At 62.6% G+C, this 20916-nt stretch carries 18 protein-coding genes; 14 read left to right on the top strand and 4 right to left on the bottom strand.

Going from position 1 to position 20916, the window contains the following annotated elements; genetic code table 11:
• Positions 1–95: 95 nt before the first annotated feature.
• The 4 genes from NGK62_RS21540 to NGK62_RS21525 all read left to right on the top strand — a co-directional run bounded on the left by NGK62_RS21540 (position 96) and on the right by NGK62_RS21525 (position 3897).
• A complete protein-coding gene (locus NGK62_RS21540) occupies positions 96–722 on the top strand; it encodes an ABC transporter ATP-binding protein (protein WP_118931986.1) in 627 nt (208 codons plus the stop codon).
• Entirely contained in the window at positions 713–1510 is a 798-nt protein-coding gene (locus NGK62_RS21535) for an ABC transporter permease (protein ID WP_251880231.1), read from the top strand. Before NGK62_RS21540 ends, NGK62_RS21535 begins: the two co-directional genes overlap by 10 nt.
• 98 nt (positions 1511–1608) lie before the next feature.
• Positions 1609–3237 carry an ArnT family glycosyltransferase gene (locus NGK62_RS21530; RefSeq protein WP_251880229.1) on the top strand — a complete coding sequence of 543 codons (1629 nt, stop codon included), beginning with the start codon at positions 1609–1611 and terminating at the stop codon, positions 3235–3237.
• Between the two features lie 15 nt (positions 3238–3252).
• Positions 3253–3897, top strand: a complete 645-nt coding sequence (locus NGK62_RS21525; protein WP_251880227.1) for a VTT domain-containing protein — start codon at positions 3253–3255, stop codon at positions 3895–3897.
• Between the two features lie 80 nt (positions 3898–3977).
• On the opposite strand, the gene NGK62_RS21520 is transcribed toward NGK62_RS21525, so the two are convergent.
• Positions 3978–6206, bottom strand: a complete 2229-nt coding sequence (locus NGK62_RS21520; RefSeq protein ID WP_059379731.1) for an NADP-dependent isocitrate dehydrogenase — start codon at positions 6204–6206, stop codon at positions 3978–3980.
• A gap of 649 nt (positions 6207–6855) precedes the next feature.
• Between NGK62_RS21520 and NGK62_RS21515 the strand changes: the two genes are divergently transcribed.
• Both NGK62_RS21515 and NGK62_RS21510 read left to right on the top strand, forming a co-directional pair.
• Positions 6856–8055 (top strand): tyrosine-type recombinase/integrase, encoded by a 1200-nt coding sequence (locus NGK62_RS21515; RefSeq protein ID WP_049444918.1) that lies wholly within the window; start codon positions 6856–6858, stop codon positions 8053–8055.
• Entirely contained in the window at positions 8052–9221 is a 1170-nt protein-coding gene (locus NGK62_RS21510; RefSeq protein ID WP_049444920.1) for a PDDEXK nuclease domain-containing protein, read from the top strand. Before NGK62_RS21515 ends, NGK62_RS21510 begins: the two co-directional genes overlap by 4 nt.
• A 31-nt stretch (positions 9222–9252) precedes the next feature.
• Here the strand turns inward: NGK62_RS21510 and NGK62_RS21505 are convergent, their stop codons facing one another.
• A complete protein-coding gene (locus NGK62_RS21505; RefSeq protein WP_049444922.1) occupies positions 9253–10122 on the bottom strand; it encodes an ImmA/IrrE family metallo-endopeptidase in 870 nt (289 codons plus the stop codon).
• Positions 10123–10124: 2 nt separating this feature from the next.
• A complete protein-coding gene (locus tag NGK62_RS21500) occupies positions 10125–10517 on the bottom strand; it encodes a helix-turn-helix domain-containing protein (protein ID WP_007182527.1) in 393 nt (130 codons plus the stop codon).
• Between the two features lie 287 nt (positions 10518–10804).
• On the opposite strand from NGK62_RS21500, the gene NGK62_RS21495 reads away from it, so the two are divergent.
• From NGK62_RS21495 to NGK62_RS21470, 6 genes are all read left to right on the top strand, one after another.
• Entirely contained in the window at positions 10805–11029 is a 225-nt protein-coding gene (locus NGK62_RS21495) for a DUF2188 domain-containing protein (protein WP_071890187.1), read from the top strand.
• 6 nt (positions 11030–11035) lie between these two features.
• Complete coding sequence (locus NGK62_RS21490; protein ID WP_049444928.1) at positions 11036–12037, top strand: CBASS cGAMP-activated phospholipase; 1002 nt, start codon at positions 11036–11038, stop codon at positions 12035–12037.
• Entirely contained in the window at positions 12031–13173 is a 1143-nt protein-coding gene (locus NGK62_RS21485) for a CBASS cGAMP synthase (RefSeq protein WP_049444931.1), read from the top strand. Before NGK62_RS21490 ends, NGK62_RS21485 begins: the two co-directional genes overlap by 7 nt.
• The gene (locus tag NGK62_RS21480) at positions 13170–14801 is read left to right on the top strand and encodes a ThiF family adenylyltransferase (protein ID WP_049444933.1); all 1632 of its coding nucleotides are present in this window, start codon (positions 13170–13172) and stop codon (positions 14799–14801) included. The genes NGK62_RS21485 and NGK62_RS21480 overlap by 4 nt, the downstream gene beginning before the upstream one ends.
• Positions 14789–15265, top strand: a complete 477-nt coding sequence (locus NGK62_RS21475; RefSeq protein ID WP_055312166.1) for a Mov34/MPN/PAD-1 family protein — start codon at positions 14789–14791, stop codon at positions 15263–15265. The genes NGK62_RS21480 and NGK62_RS21475 overlap by 13 nt, the downstream gene beginning before the upstream one ends.
• Before the next feature lie 335 nt (positions 15266–15600).
• Positions 15601–16110, top strand: a complete 510-nt coding sequence (locus NGK62_RS21470; protein WP_044062348.1) for a JAB domain-containing protein — start codon at positions 15601–15603, stop codon at positions 16108–16110.
• A gap of 35 nt (positions 16111–16145) precedes the next feature.
• Here NGK62_RS21470 and NGK62_RS21465 read toward each other — a convergent pair whose 3' ends face one another.
• Positions 16146–16955 (bottom strand): hypothetical protein, encoded by an 810-nt coding sequence (locus tag NGK62_RS21465; protein WP_044062347.1) that lies wholly within the window; start codon positions 16953–16955, stop codon positions 16146–16148.
• A gap of 622 nt (positions 16956–17577) precedes the next feature.
• On the opposite strand from NGK62_RS21465, the gene NGK62_RS21460 reads away from it, so the two are divergent.
• Both NGK62_RS21460 and NGK62_RS21455 read left to right on the top strand, forming a co-directional pair.
• Complete coding sequence (locus NGK62_RS21460) at positions 17578–18408, top strand: DUF932 domain-containing protein (protein WP_049444937.1); 831 nt, start codon at positions 17578–17580, stop codon at positions 18406–18408.
• 80 nt (positions 18409–18488) lie between these two features.
• Positions 18489–20555: a ParB/RepB/Spo0J family partition protein gene (locus tag NGK62_RS21455; RefSeq protein WP_055312167.1), complete on the top strand. Its 2067-nt coding sequence runs from the start codon at positions 18489–18491 to the stop codon at positions 20553–20555.
• Positions 20556–20916 lie beyond the last annotated feature (361 nt).

Below are 20916 nucleotides of genomic sequence, written 5' to 3'. Positions count from 1 at the left end.
GCACGCCAGCGGGCCATGATGGGCGCTTGAGATTAACGCATCACCGAGGTGGTTCCGGGTGCGGACCGGGACGCCACGGGCTAAGATCTGTATCCATGCCGAACACCACCACCGACGCGCACCCGCTGCTCAGGCTGCGCGGTATCTATAGCGAACGCCTTGCGCCCGTCGGCCTGGACCTGGCCGCAGGCGAATGCGCCGCCATCATGGGGCCGTCAGGTTCCGGCAAATCCCTTCTGCTGCGCCAGATCGCCGACCTCGACCCCGGGCATGGCGAAGCGCTGCTTGAGGGCCGCCCGCGCTCGGGCATGCGGGGTCATGAATGGCGCCGCAAGGTCATGTACTGCCAGGCGGAAGCAGGCTGGTGGGACGATCTGGTGCTGCGGCATTTCACGGACCGCGCCCAGGCCTTGGCCATCATGCAACGCCTGGGGCTGTCGCCTGACAAGCTGGACGCGCTGGTGCATGAGCTGTCCACGGGCGAACGCCAGCGCCTGGGCCTGGTGCGCGCATTGGCGCTGGCGCCCCGCGTGCTGCTGCTGGACGAGCCGACCGCCGCGCTGGATCAGGCCGCCACGGACCAGGTGGAAGCGGAGCTGCGGCGCTACCTGGACGGCGGGGCAGCGATCTTGATGGTGACGCACAGCCCGGCGCAGGCGCAGCGTCTGGCGCGCCGTTCCTGGCGCATGGAGCAGGGCAGGCTGGAACCGCTATGGACGTGATCAAACTGCAGGCCTCCGACCTGGCCATTGCCTCGCTGCTGGTGCTGCTCAGCGCGGGCATCTCCTTTGCCTTGCGCCTGAACCTGCAGCGGCAGGTGCTGTGGGCCGCGGTGCGCACCGTGGTGCAGCTGCTGCTGGTCGGCCATATCTTGCGCATCGTGTTCGCGCATGCCGCGCCCTGGCTGACGGCGCTGGTGGTGGCGGTGATGATGGCGCTGGCGGCGCGGGAGGTGGCGGCGCGGCCCAAGGCCAGGTTGACGCAACGCGGCAACGGCTGGGTGGGCGCAATGGCGGTAGCGGGGACCACGGTCATCACGGTGCTGTTCATCCTGAACACGGCGCTGCGTCCGGACCCCTGGTACGACCCGCGCTACACCATCGCGCTGATCGGCATCGTGCTGGGCAGCGTGCTCAACGCGGCCAGCCTGGCGCTGGACGGGGTCTTGTCCGGCGCGCGGCGCGAGAAACTGGCGATCGAGGCGCGGTTGGCCCTGGGCGCGACGGTGCACGAGGCGTTTTCGTCCTTGCTGCGCGAATCTGTGCGGCGCGGCATCGTGCCCAGCATCAATCAGATGTCGGCCGCCGGCATCATCACCCTGCCGGGCATCATGACCGGGCAGATCATCGCCGGCATGGATCCGATCGAGGCCGCAAAGTACCAGATACTGCTGATGTTCCTGCTATGCGGCGCCAGCGGCATGGCGGCGATTGCGGCGGCCTATGGCGCCATGCGCCGCCTGACGGACGAGCGCGAGCGGCTCAGGCTGGACCGGCTGCATCCGACGTAGGCGGCAGGCAAATTTTTTGGAAATTTCATGAAAGCTTGACGCGCGCCTGGCGATACTGCGCGCAATCTTGCATTTTCCTGAACCCTTTCCGGCTCCTCATGCGACTAGCGTCCCGTCCCGAAGCACCTCCGCAGCACATTGCCTCCGTCCAGCGCCGTCTATGGGCGCGCCGCAGTGCCTGGCCCGCCTGGCTGGTGCTGGCTTGCCTGGCCCTGTGGCTGGGGGCGCTGGCCTGGGCGCGCTGGCTGACGCTGCCCGACGAGGGGCGTTATGCCGGGGTGGCCTGGGAAATGCTGCGCAGCGGCTCGCCCATGGTGCCCTTGCTTGACGGCATGCCGTACTTCCACAAGCCGCCGCTGTACTACTGGCTTGCGCAGATCAGCTATGTGCTGTTCGGCGTGCACGAGTTCAGCGCGCGGTTGCCTTCGCTGCTGGGCGCCTGGAGCGCGGGCGCCGCGCTCTACGCCTTCGTGGCGCGCTACCGCAATGCCGCGCAGGCGCGCTGGGCCGTGGTGATCCTGGGCATGATGCCGCTGTTCTTTGGCGCCGCCCAGTTCGCCAATATGGACATGCTGGTGGCCAGCATGATCACCCTGTGCGTGCTGGCGGCGGCCGACACCGCCTTGCGCCGCGCCGCGGGGCGGCCGTTCCGCGCCATGGCGGTGGCCACGGGCGTGCTGGCCGCGCTGGCGGTGCTGGCCAAGGGGCTGATCGGCGTGGCGCTGCCCGGCGCCATCGTGCTGGCCTGGCTGCTGCTGCGCCGCGACTGGCCCGGCGTGCGCGCCTTGCTGTGGGTGCCGGCCTTGCTGGCGTTCGCGCTGGTGGCGGTGCCGTGGTTCTGGCTGATGGAATTGCGCCATCCCGGCTTCTACCAGTACTTCTTCGTCTACCAGCAGTTCGAGCGTTTTTCGCAGGGCGGCTTCAACAACGCGCAACCGTTCTGGTTCTACCTGCCCATCGTGGCGGGGCTGTCGCTGCCGTGGTCGGTGTGGGGCATTTCGATCTTCAAGCCGGCCTATTGGCGCGAGTCCGATCCGCAGGGCCTGCGGCGCCTGATGGCGATCTGGATCGCGGTCGTGATCGTGTTCTTCTCGATTCCCAATTCCAAGCTGATCGGCTACGTGCTGCCGGTGTTCCCGCCGCTGGCGTTCCTGATCTGCGAACGGGTCGCGCCCGCCTGGGCGGACGGCAAACGGCGCGGCGCCTGGATCGCCGTCGGGGTGTCCGCCGTGATCTGCCTGGCCGCGGTCATCGTCGCGTCGTCCAATCCGCGCGGCAGCGCCGGGCCGCTGGCCAGGGAATTGCGCAAGGAAATGCAGCCGCAGGACATCCACATGGCGCTGCATACCTTGCCTTTCGACCTGGGTTTCTATACCCAGGCCAAGGAACCCGCCTGGATCGTCGACGATTGGCAGAACCCCGAGATCCCCAAGCGCGACAACTGGCGCAAGGAACTGTACGACGCCGCCCAGTTCGACCCCGTGATGGGCAAGCGCGTGCTGATCGGCGCCGACGACATGCGCGTGCGCATGTGCGCAGCGGCGGACGGATCGCGCTTCTGGATCTGGGGCCAGGAAGACGACGGCGGACGCTATCCGGTACTCGCCGGCGTGGCGCCGAGGCTGTCCGTCGGGAAGCGGTTCGTCTGGCGCATCGATATCGACGCCGCGTCCCGCCAGCGCATGTGCGCCGGCATGCCGGCGGCGCCGGCGCAGGCCAAACCTTGATTCAAAGATTCGATCATGAGCATTACTGAAGTGTTTTCCTGGCTGACCAGCGAGCAGGGCCTGATGGAGGTGCTGGCGCAGAATTGGGTGCTGGGCACCGCGATCATCGCCGCGGTCATCTTCGTGGAAACGGGCCTGGTGGTGATGCCATTCCTGCCCGGCGATTCGCTGCTGTTCGCCGCGGGCGCGTTCCTGGGGCTGGCCGGCGTCGATCCGGCCATTTCGCTGGCGGCCATCACCGCTGCCGCCATCGCCGGAGATGCGCTGAACTATTCCATAGGATCTTCTCGCTGGGGGCAGAGGCTTGCCAGCAGCCGCTGGATCAAGCCCGATCACATGGAGCGGGCGCGCGCGTATTTCGCGCGCTTCGGCGCGATGACCATCACCGTGGCGCGTTTCGTGCCCATCGTCCGGACTCTGGCGCCGTTCGTCGCCGGCCTGTCGCAGATGCCGCGCCGCACGTTCTACACCTACAACGTCATCGGCGGCATCCTGTGGTGCTCGTCGATGCTGCTGGCCGGCTACTGGCTGGGTTCGATCCCGTGGGTGCGGGCCAACCTGCATTGGGTCTCGGTCATCATCATCGGCCTGTCGCTGATTCCCGTCGCGCTTCAGTTCCTGCAGGTGCGCCAGCTGCGGCACCGCGAAGCGCAGCGCTAGGCGCGCGCAAAGGAAAAGGCCGGCAGCCCTGGGGCTGCCGGCCTTTTTTTGTTGCCGCGCCGAGGCGCGGCAGCGGAGGCTTAGGCGATCGAGGCCAGGGCCTGGTTCAGCGTGGCGCTGGGGCGCATGGCCTGGCTGGCGAGGGCTTCGTTGGGCTGGTAGTAGCCGCCGATGTCGACGGGCTTGCCCTGGGCAGCCTTCAGTTCGGCCAGGATCTTGTCCTCGCCGTCGGCCAGCGCGCGAGCCGGCGCCGCGAACAGGGCAGCCAGTTCACGGTCGTCGGTCTGCGCGGCCACGGCCTGGGCCCAGTACATGGCCAGGTAGTAGTGGCTGCCGCGGTTGTCCAGGCCGCCGACCTTGCGCTCGGGCGACTTGTTCTCGTCCAGGAACTTGGCGGTCGCCAGGTCCAGCGTCTTGGCCAGGACCTGTGCGCGGGCGTTGCCGTAGCTGCGGCCCAGGTGGTCCAGCGATTCGGCCAGGGCCATGAACTCGCCCAGGGAATCCCAGCGCAGGAAGCCTTCTTCCAGGAACTGCTGCACGTGCTTGGGGGCGGAACCGCCCGCGCCCGTCTCGAACAGGCCGCCGCCGGCGACCAGCGGCACGATCGACAGCATCTTGGCGCTGGTGCCCAGTTCCATGATGGGGAACAGGTCGGTCAGGTAGTCGCGCAGCACGTTGCCGGTTACCGAGATGGTGTCCAGGCCTTCGCGGATGCGCTTGACCGAGAACTTGGTGGCTTCGACCGGGCTCAGGATGCGCAGATCCAGGCCGCTGGTGTCGTGGTCCTTCAGGTAGTGCTTGACCTTGGCGATGATCTGCGCGTCGTGGGCGCGGTTCTCGTCCAGCCAGAACACGGCGGGCGTCTTGGTGGCGCGGGCGCGGGTGACGGCCAGCTTGACCCAGTCTTGCACGGCGGCGTCCTTGGTCTGACACATGCGCCAGAGGTCGCCGGCTTCGACGGCCTGTTCCAGCAGCACCTTGCCCGAAGCGTCGGTGACGCGCACGGTGCCGGCAGCCGGGATGACGAAGGTCTTGTTGTGCGAGCCGTATTCCTCGGCGGCCTGGGCCATCAGGCCGACGTTGGGCACGCTGCCCATCGTGACCGGGTTGTAGGCGCCGTTGCGCTTGCAGTCCTCGATGACGGCCTGGTAGACGCCGGCGTAGCTGCGGTCGGGGATCACGGCCTTGGCGTCCTGCAGATTGCCTTCGGCGTTCCACATCTTGCCCGAGTCGCGGATCATGGCGGGCATGGATGCGTCGACGATGACGTCGCTGGGCACGTGCAGGTTGGTGATGCCGCGGTCGGAATTCACCATGGCCAGCTGCGGCAGGGTCTTGTAGGCGGCGTCGATGTCGGCGGTGATCTCGGCCTGCTTGTCGGCGGGCAGGGACTGGATCTTGGCGTACAGGTCGCCGATGCCGTTGTTGGGATCGAAGCCGGCTTGCTTGAGCGCGTCGGCGTGCTTGGCCAGCACGTCCTTGTAGAACACGGACACGACGTGGCCGAAGATGACCGGGTCGGAGACCTTCATCATCGTGGCCTTCAGGTGCACCGAGAACAGCACGCCGGTGGCGCGGGCATCGTCGATCTGCGCTTGCAGGAAGGACTTCAGCTTGGCCGTGGACAGCACGGCGGCGTCGATGATCTCGCCGGCCTTGACCGGGGTCTTTTCCTTCAGGACGGTCTTCGCGCCGTCGGCGGCGGTCAGTTCGATCTTGACGTCGCCGGCTTCCGAAATCAGCGCCGACTTCTCGGTGCCGTAGAAGTCGCCTTCGCTCATGTGGGCGACGTGCGACTTGGAGTCAGCCGACCAGGCGCCCATCTTGTGCGGGTGCTTGCGGGCGTAGTTCTTGACCGACAGCGGGGCGCGGCGGTCGGAGTTGCCTTCGCGCAGGACCGGGTTCACGGCGCTGCCCTTGACCTTGTCGTAGCGGGCCTTGACGTCGCGCTCGGTGTCGTTGGCGGGAGCGTCCGGGTAGTCGGGCAGCTTGTAGCCCTGGTCCTGGAGTTCCTTGATGGCGGCCTTCAGCTGCGGCATGGACGCGCTGATGTTGGGCAGCTTGATGATGTTGGCTTCGGGCTGGACGGCGAGGGCGCCGAGTTCCGACAGGGCATCGCCCAGTTTCTGGCTGTCTTCGAGGTAGTCGGGGAAGACCGAGATGATGCGGCCTGCCAGCGAGATGTCGCGGGTCTCGACCGTGATGCCTGCGGGCTTGGCGAAAGCCTGGACGATGGGCAGCAGCGAACGGGTTGCAAGCGCCGGAGCTTCATCGGTGAGGGTATAGATAATCTTCGGAGTAAGAGACATGATCCTTGAATCTGTTCGGCAGGCGCTAGGCGCAAACCCGAACATGCTATGCGGCCAGAAGCCGGTAGATGTTGTCGGAGAGTGGGTTGGTTTGGGCAAGCACGCGGACGCGTCCAGGATTTGGCCGGAAGGCGTATACCCAACATGACCGACGCCTGCCCCTTTTTGATTTGGGAAAGTGCGACTGCCACGAACCTTCCATTGTAATACCGCGCTACGCCTGCTGCGCAGCAAAAAACCGCGGATTCGGCCGGGATGTGGCCATAATGGCGCCAAATTAAATGGGGACGCATTTAATCGGGAGCGCCGGGGCCGGTTGGCCGTTTGACAAAGCGCCGCACAAGGAGGAAGCTACGTCCCCATGAATTTCCGCGCCGTCCGCATTTCGCTGATTATTACCATCATTCCTGGAATGGTGGGTTAGCGCGCGACCGCAACAGTCACAGCCACCCGCCCCACGAGGCGGGTTTTTTGTTTCACGATGACTCCAGTACCGCAATTCGCTGGACTACGCCAAGGCTCTATACAGCAAGTTTATCAATCACTTAGGCGAGTTCAACATATGCCGGTGCTTTCCGAAACTTGACCCGGCTTCCCCTCGCGTGGCTCCCATGCGGCTCTTGGAAACCGGGCTCTCCGAGGAGTCATCATGGCGAAGATCAAGCTCACCAAGTCCGCAGTAGATGCGGCACAACCCCAAGACAAGGCCATCGAACTGCGGGACACTGTGGTGCCCGGCTTCCTGTGCAAGATCACCCCGGCAGGCCGCAAGGTGTTCATGCTCCAGTACCGCACGAACGCGGGCGAGCGCCGTAAGCCCGCCTTGGGCCAGTACGGGGAACTGACCGTCGATCAGGCACGCACGATGGCGCAGGAGTGGCTGGCCGAGGTGCGCAAGGGCGGCGACCCCAGTGCGGCCAAGAACGCCGCCCGCAAGGCACCAACCATGAAGGAGTTTTGCCACACCTTCATGGAGGACTACTCCAAGCAGCGTAACAAGCCCAGCACGCAGCGTGGCTATCAGGGCGTCATTGACCGCTGCATCATCCCGATCATGGGCCGGATGAAGGTGCAGGACGTGAAGCGCCCGGACGTGGCGGCGCTGATGAAGAAGCTGGCCTACAAGCAGGCCGAGGCGAACCGTACCTTTGGCGTGCTGCGCAAGATGTTCAACCTGGCCGAAGTGTGGGGGTTGCGCCCTGATGGGACGAATCCATGCCGCCATGTCCCGATGTACCCACCCGGCAAGGAAACCCGGCTTATCGTGGACGATGAACTGGTGCGGATCTTCCGCCAGTTGGAGACGCTGGAAGCCGAAGGACTGGAAAACTACGTCATCCCGCTGGCAATCCGACTGCAATTCGAGTTTGCCGCCCGCCGCTCCGAAATCTGCCCGCTGGAGTGGGGCTGGATTGATCTGGAAAAGCGCCGCGTCGTCTGGCCGGACAGCAAGACGGGCGGCATATCCAAGCCCATGAGCGAGGAAGCCTATCGGCTGTTGTCCACAGCGCCGCGCCGGGAAGGCTGCCCCTATGTCCTGCCGTCGCCGAACGATCCGGCCCGGCACATGACCCACGGTGAGCACTACGGCGGCTGGACGCGCGTGCTCAAGGCCGCTGGCGTGCCGCACGTTGGTACGCACGGTATCCGTCACCGGGCGACGACCGATATTGCCAACTCGGGCGTGCCGACCAAGGTGGGCATGAAGCTCACAGGCCACAAGACCGTGGCGATGTTTATGCACTATGTTCATACCGAGGACAAGCCGGTGCGGGATGCGGCCGAACTGGTGGCGAATCGGCGACTGGCGATTACCGGGGCATCCCGTTCTATGGAGGTGACAGCATGACAAGGAAGACGCCCGTGGCAACACGGAAACCCGCTGCCTTACCGGCTGGCTATGCCGGCATCCACGGCGGCATCGTGGAGCTGCTGGACGCGGCGCGTCAGGCGGCGGCGCGCAGTGTCAACGCGCTGATGACGGCCAGCTATTGGGAGATTGGCCGCCGGATCGTCGAAGCCGAGCAGAAAGGCAGACGGCGGGCCGGTTATGGCGAGCAGTTGATGGCGCGGTTGTCCGCCGATCTCACGGCGCGCTTTGGGCGCGGGTTCAGCCCGGATAACCTGGAGAACATGCGGCGCTTCTTCGTCGCTTATCCCCTTGAGGCAATTTCCGAGACACTGTCTCGGAAATCTGGAGACGGACTGCCCATCGAGAATTCCGAGACAGTGTCTCGGAAATTCGACCTCTCCGAACTGGCCCAGGTCTTCACCCTGCCATGGTCGGCCTATGTCCGACTGTTGTCAGTCAAGGATGACCATGCCCGCCAGTTCTACGAGGCCGAGGCGCTGCGCGGTGGTTGGAGCGTGCGCCAGCTTGATCGACAGATCGGCAGCCAGTTCTACGAACGCACTGCCTTGTCCAAGGATAAGGCGGCGATGCTGGTCAAGGGTTCGGTAGCCAAGCCCGAGGATGCCGTCGCGCCCAATGACGCCATCAAAGACCCGTATGTGCTGGAGTTCCTCGACCTCAAGGATGAGTATTCGGAATCTGATCTGGAAGCGGCATTGATCCAGCGTCTGGAAGATTTCCTGCTGGAACTCGGGGAAGGCTTCACCTTCGTCGGGCGGCAACGTCGGTTGCGTATCGACCAGACTTGGTATCGGGTCGATCTGCTGTTCTTTCATCGCAAGCTACGCTGCCTGGTCATTATTGACCTGAAATTGGGCAGTTTGACCCATGCCGATGTGGGGCAGATGCATATGTACTGCAACTATGCCAAGGAGCATTGGGCCTACCCGGACGAGAACCCGCCGGTGGGCCTGATCCTGTGCGCCGACAAGGGCCATGCCCTGGCGCGGTATGCGCTGGATGGCTTGCCGACTAAGGTGATGGCGGCGAACTATCGCACCGTGCTGCCGGATGCGGAGTTGCTACAAAAGGAACTGGAGAACACGCGGCGTCTGCTCGAATCACGTAGACCGGTACCTCACAATACGCCCAGCGAAAACTAGGGCAGTTGCAGCGTGACGCTGCCACGCTTAGCTAGCGACGCTTGCTCCGCCCTGGCCACGGCAACTCACCAGTTAATTCCGGTAGGCCGCCATCGTCCTCCACTCGCACGCCGAAGCGGTTCACTTCGATCTCCGGCAGGTCTTCACTGTCAAACCATAGTAGTGAAATGGTGGTGTCGGTACGTGCGTAGTGCCTCGAAAGCTCCCAGAGATCAAGACCTTTTTCCCAGTTATCGAACCATACATCCTGGGAAATCTCCCCCGTATCGGTGGCGTTGACCCCTGAAGATCTGATTCGGTGCGCTACCGAGCCAGCCGGGATCACCGACTTGGGTGATATCCAGGCCCCAGCTTGTCTCAAAGACGTGGAGCGTGCTGCATACCGTACTGCGCCACGCTCCATGGTGACGAAGGCACACGGAACATCGCTGAGACTGGCGAATCTCGACGCAGCCGCGGGAAATGAAGTGCCAAACAAATCGGCCATGCGCTGGATAAGGTCCAAGGAAGGCTCTTCCTTGGGAACGACAGAAAGCCATCGCTGATAAGGCATCAGCAGTTCAGCGGCAAATGTGTCGCAGGCGATCTCGTTGGGATGCCGTTTGGCATAAGACCAGGACGGGACTTCCTCGTGACTCGATTCTAGGTCGAGCACGATATGCGCTATCTCGTGGCAAATAGTGAAACGCTGGCGTTCCTCAGTCTCCAGGGAGTTCACGGTGATTATGTGCTTCCCGTTCGGCTTGGTAATGGTATAGCCAGACTCTCCTTCGCCAAGCTCATCTTTCTTGACCTTGGCATTAGCAGCGGTCACATAGGGAGACAGGTCTCCTCGGATGTTAGAAACATCGACTTTCGCAATGAACGCGCGTGCTTTCTGTCTGACATCCGATTCGTCCATGTTCAATCGTCCTCGTCGTCGTCCTCAAGGGCCTTTTTGATCCGGGTAATCAATGTGGCGGGATCAGGCCTTGCGTTACCCCGATGCCTGACGCCGGCCGCCATCGTAAATACGTCGATACCAATAGACGAATCTTGTAGCACAAATTCGACGAGGTTCGGGTCGGCGTCCGCATGGTCAACCAGCCAAGTTACGAGTGCAGCATCTCTCTCCGTCGGCTTAAGAACCTTCAATAGCTTTTCAATCAGGTCTTGGGAGGGGTTTGTTTTTTCGCCAGTTTCGAGGCGGTAGACGTATGCATGGTCCACTGACGATAGCTGCCCAATTTCACGCAGGGAAAGGGTTCTGCGTTCGCGTAGCGTCTTGATAGCGACGCCCAAGCCTGTTTGTGGCATGAGTTCTGATCCTTGCGTTGCGGGGGAAGGCCGTAGCCCTCTGTTGCATCAACCCCACATTCAGTCGAGTCCAAAGGCGCATGTTGCGCAGGTGTTGCGCCAGCGCACATGCTCTGATACATTGTTGTCTAGCCAGACAACGGAAGCGGATTTTTCGCCTGCTACAGGTTGGATTGGCTTGGTCTTCCTGTTGTCTGCATGAGCAACGTATTGTGCTACAGCGGGCGGCCATTGACAACCCAGCCGGCTGGCTGGGACTTCCATAGTTCCATTGTAGGAGTGCCATCATGGCCGGAAAAAATCAGCATGTTGTTCCTCATCAAGACGGTTGGGCCGTTAAAGGCGCCGGCAACGAGCGGGCGACCTCTGTGCATGACACGCAGCAGCAAGCAATAGATGCAGCGCGGGATATTGCACGCAACCAGAAGTCCGAACTCGTCATCCATCGTCCAGATGGCCGTATCCGTGACAAGGATAGCCACGGCAACGACTCCTTTCCCCCGAGAGGTTAAGACGTCATGACTGACATCCCTACCTACCATGTGCTCGCCCTGTCGGGGGGAGGCTATCGCGGCCTTTATACGGCCACGGTTCTTGCCGAGCTTGAAGCCGTGCTGGGCCGGCCTATCGCTTCCCACTTTGACCTGATTTGTGGCACATCGGCAGGAGGGATGTTGGCTTTGGGACTGGCAGCGGAAATCCCCGCCAGCGAACTCAAAGCACTGTTCGAAGACGAAGGCAGCCGCATCTTTGGTTGCCGCAGTCTTTCAAGACGGCTTCTGGGATTCTGGCTGACTGCAAAACATGATTCGGCAGGGTTGCGGGAAGTGCTGACCGAACGCTTCCAGGGAACCACCGTAGGCGACCTGAAGCATCGTGTTCTTGTACCAGCAGTCAACTACTCGACAGGTCGCGGACAGTTTTTCAAGACACCTCACCACCCTTCCTTTGAATTTGATCACCGCATGAAGATCGTCGATGTTGCGTTGGCGACCGCTGCCGCGCCCGTCTACTTTCCGCTGGCGCGCAACGACCGCGGTGTCTTCGCGGATGGCGGACTGGTAGGTAATGCCCCCGGCCTGTTCGGATTGCATGAAGTCAACACGTTCCTGGCACCGAAACAGGATGTGCGGATTCGGGTTCTTTCCATCGGCACGATGACGATTGGTGCGACCGTCCGTGGCGGCGCTAGCCTTGACCGAGGATTCGGTAAGTGGCGCGGAGGACTCTTCGATCTGGTGATCTCCGCCCAGGAATCGTCCGTGGACTACATGCTGAGGCAGCTGTTGGGGAACAACTACTTCCAGATCGACGACAAGGCAACGCCTGATCAGAGCAAGGACGTGAAGGCGCTGGATCGGGTTTCCATTGGCGCCACGAATACGCTCAAGGATCGTGGCAACCACGCGGCCCAGCGCGCGCTTGGCGATCCTCTTTTTCAACCATTTCGGGCGCACCAGGCCGGCGCCCCCATTTTCTATCACGGCCCCAACAAGAATGTACCGGAGGCCGCATGCTGAACCTGAGCCCGCTTTTCTTTACCACTGTTGACGACGAATCCTGCATCCATGATGAGCTGGATTTGACGCCTGAACAGCGTACCAAGATCGCCAGTGCACGGACGGATGTCAGAAGCTGCCTACGCACGGGCATTCCTCGTGTGATGAGAGCTGGCGGATACACAGAAGACGTACCGCAGCCGCGCTTCTTTACGCAGGGGTCGTGGGCATACAAGACGCTGAACTCGCCGGCACAACGTCCGCAGCAGGCGGATGTCGATGATGGTTGCTATCTACCAATGAGTTTCGTCTCGCAGACGCAGCGCCCCAGCACAGCGGCAACAGTTTTCTTTACTGCTGCGGAAGAGGCGTTAAGGCCGCTGGTCGAAGAAAAGGGGTGGAAGCTTGTCACTGACAAGCCGACTTGCATTCGCATTGTCATTGCTGCCTATGCCCACATTGACATCCCACTATATGCCATCCCCGATCAGGAGTTCGTGAATCTGGCCGAGGCCTCAATGAGGCGATATGGCTACGACTCGGTGATGGATGCCATTATCAAAGCGGAGCGAGATGCGTGGACGGCATTACCGCGCGACAAGGTTTTACTTGCCCATCGTGAATGCAATTGGATGCCCTCTGATCCTAGGCCTGTAAAGGAGTGGTTCCTGGGCGAAGTGGAAGCTAAGGGGGAGCAGTTCCGCCGCGTGGTTCGTTACTTGAAGGCATTCCGCGATTGGAGGTGGTCCAGCGGCGGGCCCTCTTCGATCCTGCTGATGGCCGCCGCGGCTCCGCTATTTGAAAAGCGTGATCGGCGCGACGACCTCGCGTTGCTAGATGTCGTCGCGGCACTACCGGCCCGATTGCGTGCGGGGGTGAACAACCCCGTGGATGAATCCGAATCGCTTACGGTACGGCTGGGCAAAGCCGGTGTCGAAGAAGCTGCAAAGGCGTTCGAAGAATTTGAGAAGGTGCTTCGTGGCGCAACCGACGCCAGCAGCCCTTCACAAGCTTGCATCTGGATGCAGGGCGAATTCGGCCCGCGTTTTCCGAATGAGCCGGATCGGGTCAAGGTGGTATCCATCGTTGCCACCATCGCCGCCGCTCCCGCCGCCGCTGGTCCGAGCGAACTCGTCGGACGAACGAAGGCCGGATGAGCGGCGCCATAGCGGTCGCAAACGTGATCGAGGCCTTTGAGCAGCAAGGCTTCGCGTTTGTTGGCAAGACGGATGACGGCTGGTTCAGGCTGCACGGACAGTTGATCCCGCCCCAATTGGGCAAGGGCTATCCGTGCGAGGTTCAGCTCGATCCGACGTTCTTCGACTTACCTCGCATCCGGCTGCTGGAAATCCCCTCCGAACTGCCAGCTGCGGTTCCTCATCTTGGCGCAGATGGCGGGCTTTGCTATCTCGCCAAGGGCACGGTCGTCCTGGACATCTACGATCCTGTCGGACAGTCGCTGGCATGCCTGCAACGCGCGGCCGTCTTGTTCGGGCAGATCCTGAAGGGGGAGATGATCGAAGATCTCGCGGAAGAGTTCTTCGCCTACTGGCACGGTGGGCTTTGCTTCGTGGACATGCAAAGCGAGGATTTGGGGCGGCAGAACTGCATCGTCGCGCAGGCCAATGGGAATCCCTTGTGGTTCATCACCGACAACGAAGATCGAACAACAGAAAAACTGAAGTCGCTCGGCTACCAAGTCACCGATAGAACGGTGCTGACTTACCGGGTAAAGACGGGTGCTCAACCCCGTCCTCTGACCAGCCATTGGCCTCCTGAAACAGTGAGGGATATCTTGGCATGGCAAAGCACCCTTGACCCTCGGTGCCGGCGCAAGATTCACGAACGCATCAAGGAAGGAGAAAGGAAAAAGGCCAATGGCGTTCTGATCGTCGTCGAATCCCCGTTGATGACGTATGGCTTCGTGGTTCTCTATGACCGCCAACGTCCTGTGCAAAAGAGCAAGCTCGCAGATCGCAGGGATTCCAGCTATGGATTGAAGGTGATACCCATCTCAATGGTCAGAATAGATGATCGCTACCTTGCCCAGCGGAACATGCCTAAGGCAAAGACGCTTGCAGGTAAGAACCTGGCCGTCGTGGGATGCGGCACGATCGGCGGATATCTGTCGGACATGCTGGTCAAGGCCGGGGCGGGGACAGGCGGCGGAAAACTCACGTTAGTGGACTTCGACTGCCTTCTCCCGCAGAACATCGGGCGCCATCGCTTGGGATTTCCAGATCTGCTGTCTAACAAAGCCGAGGCTATGGCGAAGGAACTGAACCGCTTGGCGCCAGGGGCCAAGATTCGTTCTCTTCCCGTTGATGTCAGGCAGGCCCAGTTGGGAGAACTGGACCTTCTCATAGATGCCACCGGGGAGGAATCCCTCGGGCATTGGCTGTGCGGCCACTATCCACCACCTACGCCCATGCTTTCGGTCTGGATAGAGGGGCCGGGTACGGCTGTCCGCGCACTATTGAGAACGCACGCATCTGGTGCTTGCTACCGATGTCTTTGGCATAGCAATAGAAGAGGTGAACTCCGCTCTACAGTTGATCCTCTTCCTGCCATCTTGGCGGGGCACGGATGTGAGGGCTTATACGTGCCGTTTCCTGCCTCGGTGTCGGTGCATGCTGCCAGCCTGGGCGCAGAGATGGCGCTTGATTGGGTTAACGGCGTCCATTCCCCCGCACTTCGAACGAGGGTCATCGACCGTACCCAGCAATCTGCCACGCCCGACTGTGATCCGCTGCGGAACCCGGAATGTCCTGTATGCAATTCATGAGTTCTTGGGCCACTGGCGACAGGAGGACGTTGCTGCATTTTACGGATTCCGCACTGGAGACTTTTTGCCAGCATATTCAGGTTATTGATACCGCCTGTGAAGCTGGTGGAATTCTGCTTGGTTCAGTTCATGGGGCTCACATGATTATCGAGGAAGCAACGGCCCCTACGGAATATGACAAACGATTCAGATGTCTATTCGAGCGTATGCCCTTTGGTCACGAATCTATTGCCCTGGCGCGATGGACGGGGAGTAACGGGACCATCCGCTACTTGGGGGAATGGCACACTCATCCAGAGGATCATCCTCACCCTTCTGGTCTGGATAGATCGGAATGGAACCGCTTATCAGCGAAGCGTCGGGACAAGCGGCCAATGATTGCTGTCATCGTCGGACGAAAATCTCTATACGCCGAATTGGTGCCGAAATCAGGCCGAGGTTTGGTACTCGCTCCCGTGGAGTAGCGCACAATCAATCCAGTGCGTCCCGGCGTGCAGCCGTCGGGTTCACGGGCTGCGCCCCGCGCTTCGTGCCGAATCGCGGCTATTCGGCTTTGACCCCTGACGCCTTCGGCCCTGACGGGCCTGCGCGCTCCGCTTGCACAAGGGCCAGTGTGTGCAATGGGAGGGTGTAGGCGGTCTTGCTGTTCCCTTCACTGTATCACGGCGTTCTCGCCGTCAATGACTGCGCGTGCTCGCACGCTTGCGGCCTGATGGCCGTCTCCGATCCCTGACTGCTTGCGCTGCGCCGTGCTCTCCACGGTTCCGGGCAATTCCGCCCGAGCAACCGGAGCACGATCATGTCGCAACTGTCCTTTTCCTCGTTCGATTCCTCGCTGATGGTGCGTGACGCGCAGGGGCGCTACCTGCTCGCGACTGCCGAGCAGATTCTGGAGGCCGCGCGCCAGGCCATCGAGCGCAAGATGCAGCGTGGTACTTCGTTCACGTCGCCGGCGGCGGTCAAGGAGTACCTGTGCGCCAAGCTGGCCGGCTTCGAGCATGAGGTGTTCGCGGTGCTGTTCATGGACACGCAGCATCGGCTGATCGAGTACGCCGAGATGTTCCGAGGCACCATCGACGGCGCATCGGTGTATCCGCGCGAGCTGGTCAAGGAGGCGCTGCGGCTCAACGCGGCGGCGGTCATCGTGTCGCACAACCACCCGAGCGGCAATCCCGAGCCGAGCGGTGCCGACAGGACGCTGACCCAGCGGCTCAAGGAGGCGCTGGGGCTGGTGGACGTGCGCGTGCTGGATCACATCATCGTTGCAGGCACCGACACCACATCGTTTGCCGAACGTGGCCTGATCTGACGAAGGGGGCTTCGGCCCCTTTTTGCTGCGCCGTGCTACTCGGTTCCGTTGCGCTCACGCTGACGGAGGCGCTTCACGTAGGCTTCGTCCACCAGTTCGTCGGGGCCGAGATCCAGTGCGCAGTTCGCCAATGAGGCCAATGTCCGATCGGTCAGCTTGAACGCCCTTGGCAGTTGGCCGTAGTTCTCCGTGCTGTTTTCCTCGATCGAAGCGAACAGTGCCTTGAAGAAGTCGGCCTTGGAGGGACGGGTCGCCGCAGTGGCGGCGGCCGTCAGTGGGTCTGTGGCCGCCATCTCCGCCTTCTCAGCATCCGATGCCAGTTCGCGCATGAAGTCGCCCAATGAGGGCCAATACTTCAGATCGAACTGGCCCCGGAGGGCATCCAGCTTCTCTTGTACATATGACTGGAACAGGTAGTTGTTCTGGGATGCAGCCTCGATCACGTCGCCAACGTGATAGTGGGTTTCGCTGCTGAAACCCGAGGTGTTGTGCAGATCGGTGCGTTGATCCAGCAGTTCTGCCAACTCATTCGCCTTTCTCGCGATTTGCTGATTGACGTTGGTGAGGTCGTTGCGGGCGGTGCGCGCCTTCAGCATCTTCTGTGGATTCCAGAAAGCGGCAGTGCTCAACACAAGGCCGAGAAAGACCTGGAGCGCCGGAGGCCGGGCGTGGAGCTTTCCATGCAATTCATCGTAGGCGTCTTTCAATTCGACGCCACGCGCCAGCAGGCGATCCGCGACCGCGTTCTCGCTGGGCAGGATGTGGTGCTCGATGTTGTACTGCTTTCCCTCCAGGAGGAGGTCTTCGCAGGCTTGCTGCGGATTCACGGTTTGAGACGAACTCACGGTCTGTCCTTGATGTTTTAGATGCTTCACAGCGTATTGAACCCTGCCTGATTTGTCGGTACCCGAGCGACTGTTGATGAACCGGCTCTGAGGTACCCACGCCAATGCAATCCGGGCGTCCCCGGCCCCCTGGGAGATGGCCGGTCGCGCTGTCGTGCGCGTGGCGCATCGAGCCGCCTGCGGCGTCTCGCCCCTGACGGGCTTCCATCGTTCCCTCGCTCCGCTCGGCTGACGCCTTCGGCCCGGAATCCTCGATCCGGGCCTGCGCGCTTGCGCTTGCGTGCAGTTCAGCACACGGGGACGGCCGTTGCCATGTCCAGCCGTCTCCCCTGACTTCATCACCTTGTCCGCGACTGTAGCCCGTGTCCGCGTGCCGTCAAGGCGCGCCAGGCCGTGTCCTCGGCTGCGCCTGCGGGCCGCACCTACCTGACGCTTTTCTCCTTGACGGCCCACGTCCGTGGGCTCCTGACCGTCGCGGGCGATGAACTCAGGAAAGACGGTGGCAACAGGGCCAACCGGGTTCCTCGTGCCAACCGCACCGAACAGCCGAAAGGCTGGGCTCCGAATCTTGGAATCCGGTGTGCGGTGTGAACAGCAAACCCTTTTCGTCAGGAGAAAGATCATGCAACTCGCATCCCGTTTCGCTTCCCGTTCCCCCTCGCTGCGCAGCGACTACCCGCTGACCGATGACCAGATTCACCGCGTAGCGCCGTCCATCTTCGCGGACGCGCCGCATGAAAGCCGTTCGCAGCGGTACGCCTATATCCCCACCGCCGCCGTGCTGGCCGAGCTTCGCAAAGAAGGGTTCCAGCCGTTCATGGTTTGCCAGACTCGCGTGCGCGATGAAGGCAAGCGCGAGCATACAAAGCACATGCTGCGCCTGCGCCACGCCAGCCAGATCAACGGCGCGGAGGCTAACGAAATCGTGTTGCTCAATTCCCATGACGGGACGAGCAGCTATCAGATGCTGGCCGGAATGTTCCGGTTCGTGTGCAGCAATGGCCTTGTGTGCGGCGACACCGTGGCCGATGTGCGCGTGCCCCACAAGGGCGACGTTTCCGGGCATGTCATCGAAGGCGCTTACGAAGTCTTGCGCGGCTTCGACCGGGTGAAGGATTCCTGCGATGCCATGCGCGCGATCACGCTGGACGAAGGCGAGGCCGAAGTGTTCGCCCGCGCCGCGCTGGCCCTCAAGTACGACCCCACCGACAACAAGCCCGCGCCCATCACCGAATCACAAATCCTGATGCCGCGCCGGTTCGACGACCGCCGCCCGGACTTGTGGAGCGTGTTCAACCGCACCCAGGAAAACCTGACCAAAGGCGGCTTGCATGGCCGCAGCGCCAACGGACGCCGCCAGCAGACCCGCCCGGTGCAGGGCATTGATTCCGATGTGCGCCTCAATCGCGCCCTCTGGATGTTGGCCGATGGCCTGCGCCAGTTGAAAGCCTGATTCCCCACGCGGCAGGGGCAGGCAGCAGCCCTTGCCGCTTTCTTCGCTGCTGCATCCCTGAACCGATAGGAGTTATCACCATGAACGCCGTTACCCAAACCGAAGCCCGCGCCCTCAATACCGCCGCCGCTATCCCGCTGGAAGCCGCCGACCCGACCAAGAACCTGATTTTGGTTCCCCTGTCGCGGCTGGTGTCGCGTCCTGCTGGCCGCAACGTGCGCAAGACCCCGCGCATGTCCATTCCCGAACTGGCCGCTTCTATCCAGCGGGTCGGCCTGCTGCAAAACCTCATCGTCATTGCCGCCGCCGATGGTGAGCATTACGAAGTGGTGGCCGGTGGCCGCAGGCTGGCCGCGTTGAAGCTGCTGGCGAAGAAGCGCCGCATCAGCAAGGAATGGGACGTGCCTTGCCTGCTGGTGGCCGATGGCACCGCCCGCACGGCCAGCCTCACCGAGAACGTGCAGCGCGAAGCCATGCACCCGGCAGACCAGTTTGAAGCCTTCGCGGCGCTGGTGGCCGAAGGCCGACCCATCGAGGACATAGCCGCCGATTTCAGCGTGTCCCCGCTGGTGGTGCAGCGCCGCTTGAAGCTGGCGAACGTCTCGCCCCGGCTGCTGGCCGACTACCGCGCAGAAGCCGTGAGCCTTGACCAGTTGATGGCCCTTGCCATCACCGACGACCACACCGCACAGGAAAGCGCCTTCTATGACGCGCCGACGTGGCAGCGCAACCCTTCCCAATTGCGCGACCGCCTCACCGAGCGCGAAATCGACGCCTACCGGCATCCGCTGGTGCGGTTCGTGGAACTGGACACCTACGAAGCCGCAGGCGGCGGCATTCGCCGCGACCTGTTCGCAGAAGGCGATGCGGGCGTGTATCTGACCGATGCCGCGCTGCTGGAACGGCTGGCGCAAGACAAGCTGGCCGGTATGGCCGCCGAGGTGAAGGCCGAAGGTTGGGCATGGGTGGATGCCACGCCCGCCGTGACCCATGCCGACCTGCACGCCTTCCAGCGTGCGCCGAGGGAACGGCGCGAACCGCGCAAGCGCGAAGCGCAGCGCATCGAAAAGCTGCAAACCAAGCTGCACGAACTGGCCGCAGCCGTGGATGACGCGCTGGATGCCGAGGACGAAGAAAAGGCCGATGCCTTGCAGGAAGAAGGCGAATCCGTAGGCGAGCAGTTGCAGGCGCTGGAAGATGGCTTGCAGGACTTCGGCGCGACCGTGAAGGCCGCAGCCGGTGCCATCGTCACCATCGACCGTAACGGGCAGGCCGTGATTCATCGCGGGCTGCTGCGCGAAGCCGAAGCGAAGGCGCTGCGCACGCTGGAACGCCTGCGCCAAGGTTTCGGCAGCGAAAGCGAAGCCGGGAACGACGACGAAGGCGAAGACGACGAGCAGCCCAAGACCGCCGCCATGTCCGATAAGCTGGCGCAGCGGTTGAGCGCCCACCGCACCGCCGCGCTGCAAATCGAAGTCGCCCGGCATCCGCAAGTGGCGCTGGCCGCGCTGGTGCATGGCATGGTGCAGACTGTCTTGCAAGAAAGCCATTACGGCCACGACCTGCCGCTGGGCGTGAGCCTGAAAGTGCAAGACCGGCTGGAAGGCATCGCCCCGGACATACCGGATTCGCCCGCCGCCGTCGCGCTGCGCGAGTTGCAGCAGGTAGCAGGCGAAGGCTTGCCGGAAGACAGCGCCGAACTGTTCGCCGTGCTGCTGGCGAAGTCGCAAGATGAACTGGTGCGGCTGCTGGCGGTATGCGTGGCCGTTACGGTGGACGTGGTGACACCCCGCGCCACGCAGCAGCAACCGGGCGCGGAACTGGCGCAGGCCGTGGGGCTGGACATGGCCGCATGGTGGAAGCCCACCAATGAGGGTTATTTCCGGCATGTGCCGAAGGCCACGATTCTGGAAGCCGTGGAGCAGTACGCCCCGGCGCACATCACCCGGCTGGCGAAGTTGAAGAAGGCCGACATTGCTAGCGAAGCCGAACGGCTGGCGGATGGCACCGGCTGGATGCCCGCCGTGTTCAAGGCTGAAGGCACCGACGACACCACGGCGCAGGATGCGCCGCAGACCGTGACGGATGACGAACCGGAAGCCATCGACAACGCCGACGAGCAACAGGCCCACGCACTCGCCGCCTGATCTTCACCATCACCGAGCGCCCCGGTTCCGGCCGGGGCGCTTCGCTGTTCCATCAGCATCGGCACCAGGCCGTACCGCCCTGGTGCCGATAGTCAAAAATCCGGGCGCGGCGGTGGCCGCGCCCGGTTTCGAGGCCCAAAGCCAGAACGCCCCTTCGCCGCCTTCGGGCAGGCGGCGAAGGGGCAGCGCACAAGTGGCCTTGTGCGCGGGAAACCCTCGAAGCCCATAAGTGCGTCGGCGCATAGCGCCGACGACATTCCGAACGCGCCCCGCCGCAATGGGCGGGACTTGTGGGGCTACGCCCCGGCTTGCTGCCGCAGGTTGCACGAAAGCGTGCCGTCCTCGACGCTGGCGGTTCGTC

Origin of the sequence: Achromobacter sp. Marseille-Q4954 (genome assembly GCF_943737025.1) — a bacterium.
Lineage (GTDB): Bacteria > Pseudomonadota > Gammaproteobacteria > Burkholderiales > Burkholderiaceae_B > Achromobacter > Achromobacter bronchisepticus_A.
The sequence above is the reverse complement of the archived record's forward strand: the minus strand, read 5'-3'. Positions and strand labels throughout refer to the sequence as shown.

What these genes read in the sequence shown, in the direction of transcription:
- NGK62_RS21540 (WP_118931986.1), top strand. Translation starts at nt 96, where the DNA reads ATGCCGAACACCACCACCGACGCGCACCCGCTGCTCAGGCTGCGCGGT.
- NGK62_RS21535 (WP_251880231.1), top strand. Translation starts at nt 713, where the DNA reads ATGGACGTGATCAAACTGCAGGCCTCCGACCTGGCCATTGCCTCGCTG.
- NGK62_RS21530 (WP_251880229.1), top strand. Translation starts at nt 1,609, where the DNA reads ATGCGACTAGCGTCCCGTCCCGAAGCACCTCCGCAGCACATTGCCTCC.
- NGK62_RS21525 (WP_251880227.1), top strand. Translation starts at nt 3,253, where the DNA reads ATGAGCATTACTGAAGTGTTTTCCTGGCTGACCAGCGAGCAGGGCCTG.
- NGK62_RS21520 (WP_059379731.1), bottom strand. Translation starts at nt 6,206, where the DNA reads ATGTCTCTTACTCCGAAGATTATCTATACCCTCACCGATGAAGCTCCG.
- NGK62_RS21515 (WP_049444918.1), top strand. Translation starts at nt 6,856, where the DNA reads ATGGCGAAGATCAAGCTCACCAAGTCCGCAGTAGATGCGGCACAACCC.
- NGK62_RS21510 (WP_049444920.1), top strand. Translation starts at nt 8,052, where the DNA reads ATGACAAGGAAGACGCCCGTGGCAACACGGAAACCCGCTGCCTTACCG.
- NGK62_RS21505 (WP_049444922.1), bottom strand. Translation starts at nt 10,122, where the DNA reads ATGGACGAATCGGATGTCAGACAGAAAGCACGCGCGTTCATTGCGAAA.
- NGK62_RS21500 (WP_007182527.1), bottom strand. Translation starts at nt 10,517, where the DNA reads ATGCCACAAACAGGCTTGGGCGTCGCTATCAAGACGCTACGCGAACGC.
- NGK62_RS21495 (WP_071890187.1), top strand. Translation starts at nt 10,805, where the DNA reads ATGGCCGGAAAAAATCAGCATGTTGTTCCTCATCAAGACGGTTGGGCC.
- NGK62_RS21490 (WP_049444928.1), top strand. Translation starts at nt 11,036, where the DNA reads ATGACTGACATCCCTACCTACCATGTGCTCGCCCTGTCGGGGGGAGGC.
- NGK62_RS21485 (WP_049444931.1), top strand. Translation starts at nt 12,031, where the DNA reads ATGCTGAACCTGAGCCCGCTTTTCTTTACCACTGTTGACGACGAATCC.
- NGK62_RS21480 (WP_049444933.1), top strand. Translation starts at nt 13,170, where the DNA reads ATGAGCGGCGCCATAGCGGTCGCAAACGTGATCGAGGCCTTTGAGCAG.
- NGK62_RS21475 (WP_055312166.1), top strand. Translation starts at nt 14,789, where the DNA reads ATGCAATTCATGAGTTCTTGGGCCACTGGCGACAGGAGGACGTTGCTG.
- NGK62_RS21470 (WP_044062348.1), top strand. Translation starts at nt 15,601, where the DNA reads ATGTCGCAACTGTCCTTTTCCTCGTTCGATTCCTCGCTGATGGTGCGT.
- NGK62_RS21460 (WP_049444937.1), top strand. Translation starts at nt 17,578, where the DNA reads ATGCAACTCGCATCCCGTTTCGCTTCCCGTTCCCCCTCGCTGCGCAGC.
- NGK62_RS21455 (WP_055312167.1), top strand. Translation starts at nt 18,489, where the DNA reads ATGAACGCCGTTACCCAAACCGAAGCCCGCGCCCTCAATACCGCCGCC.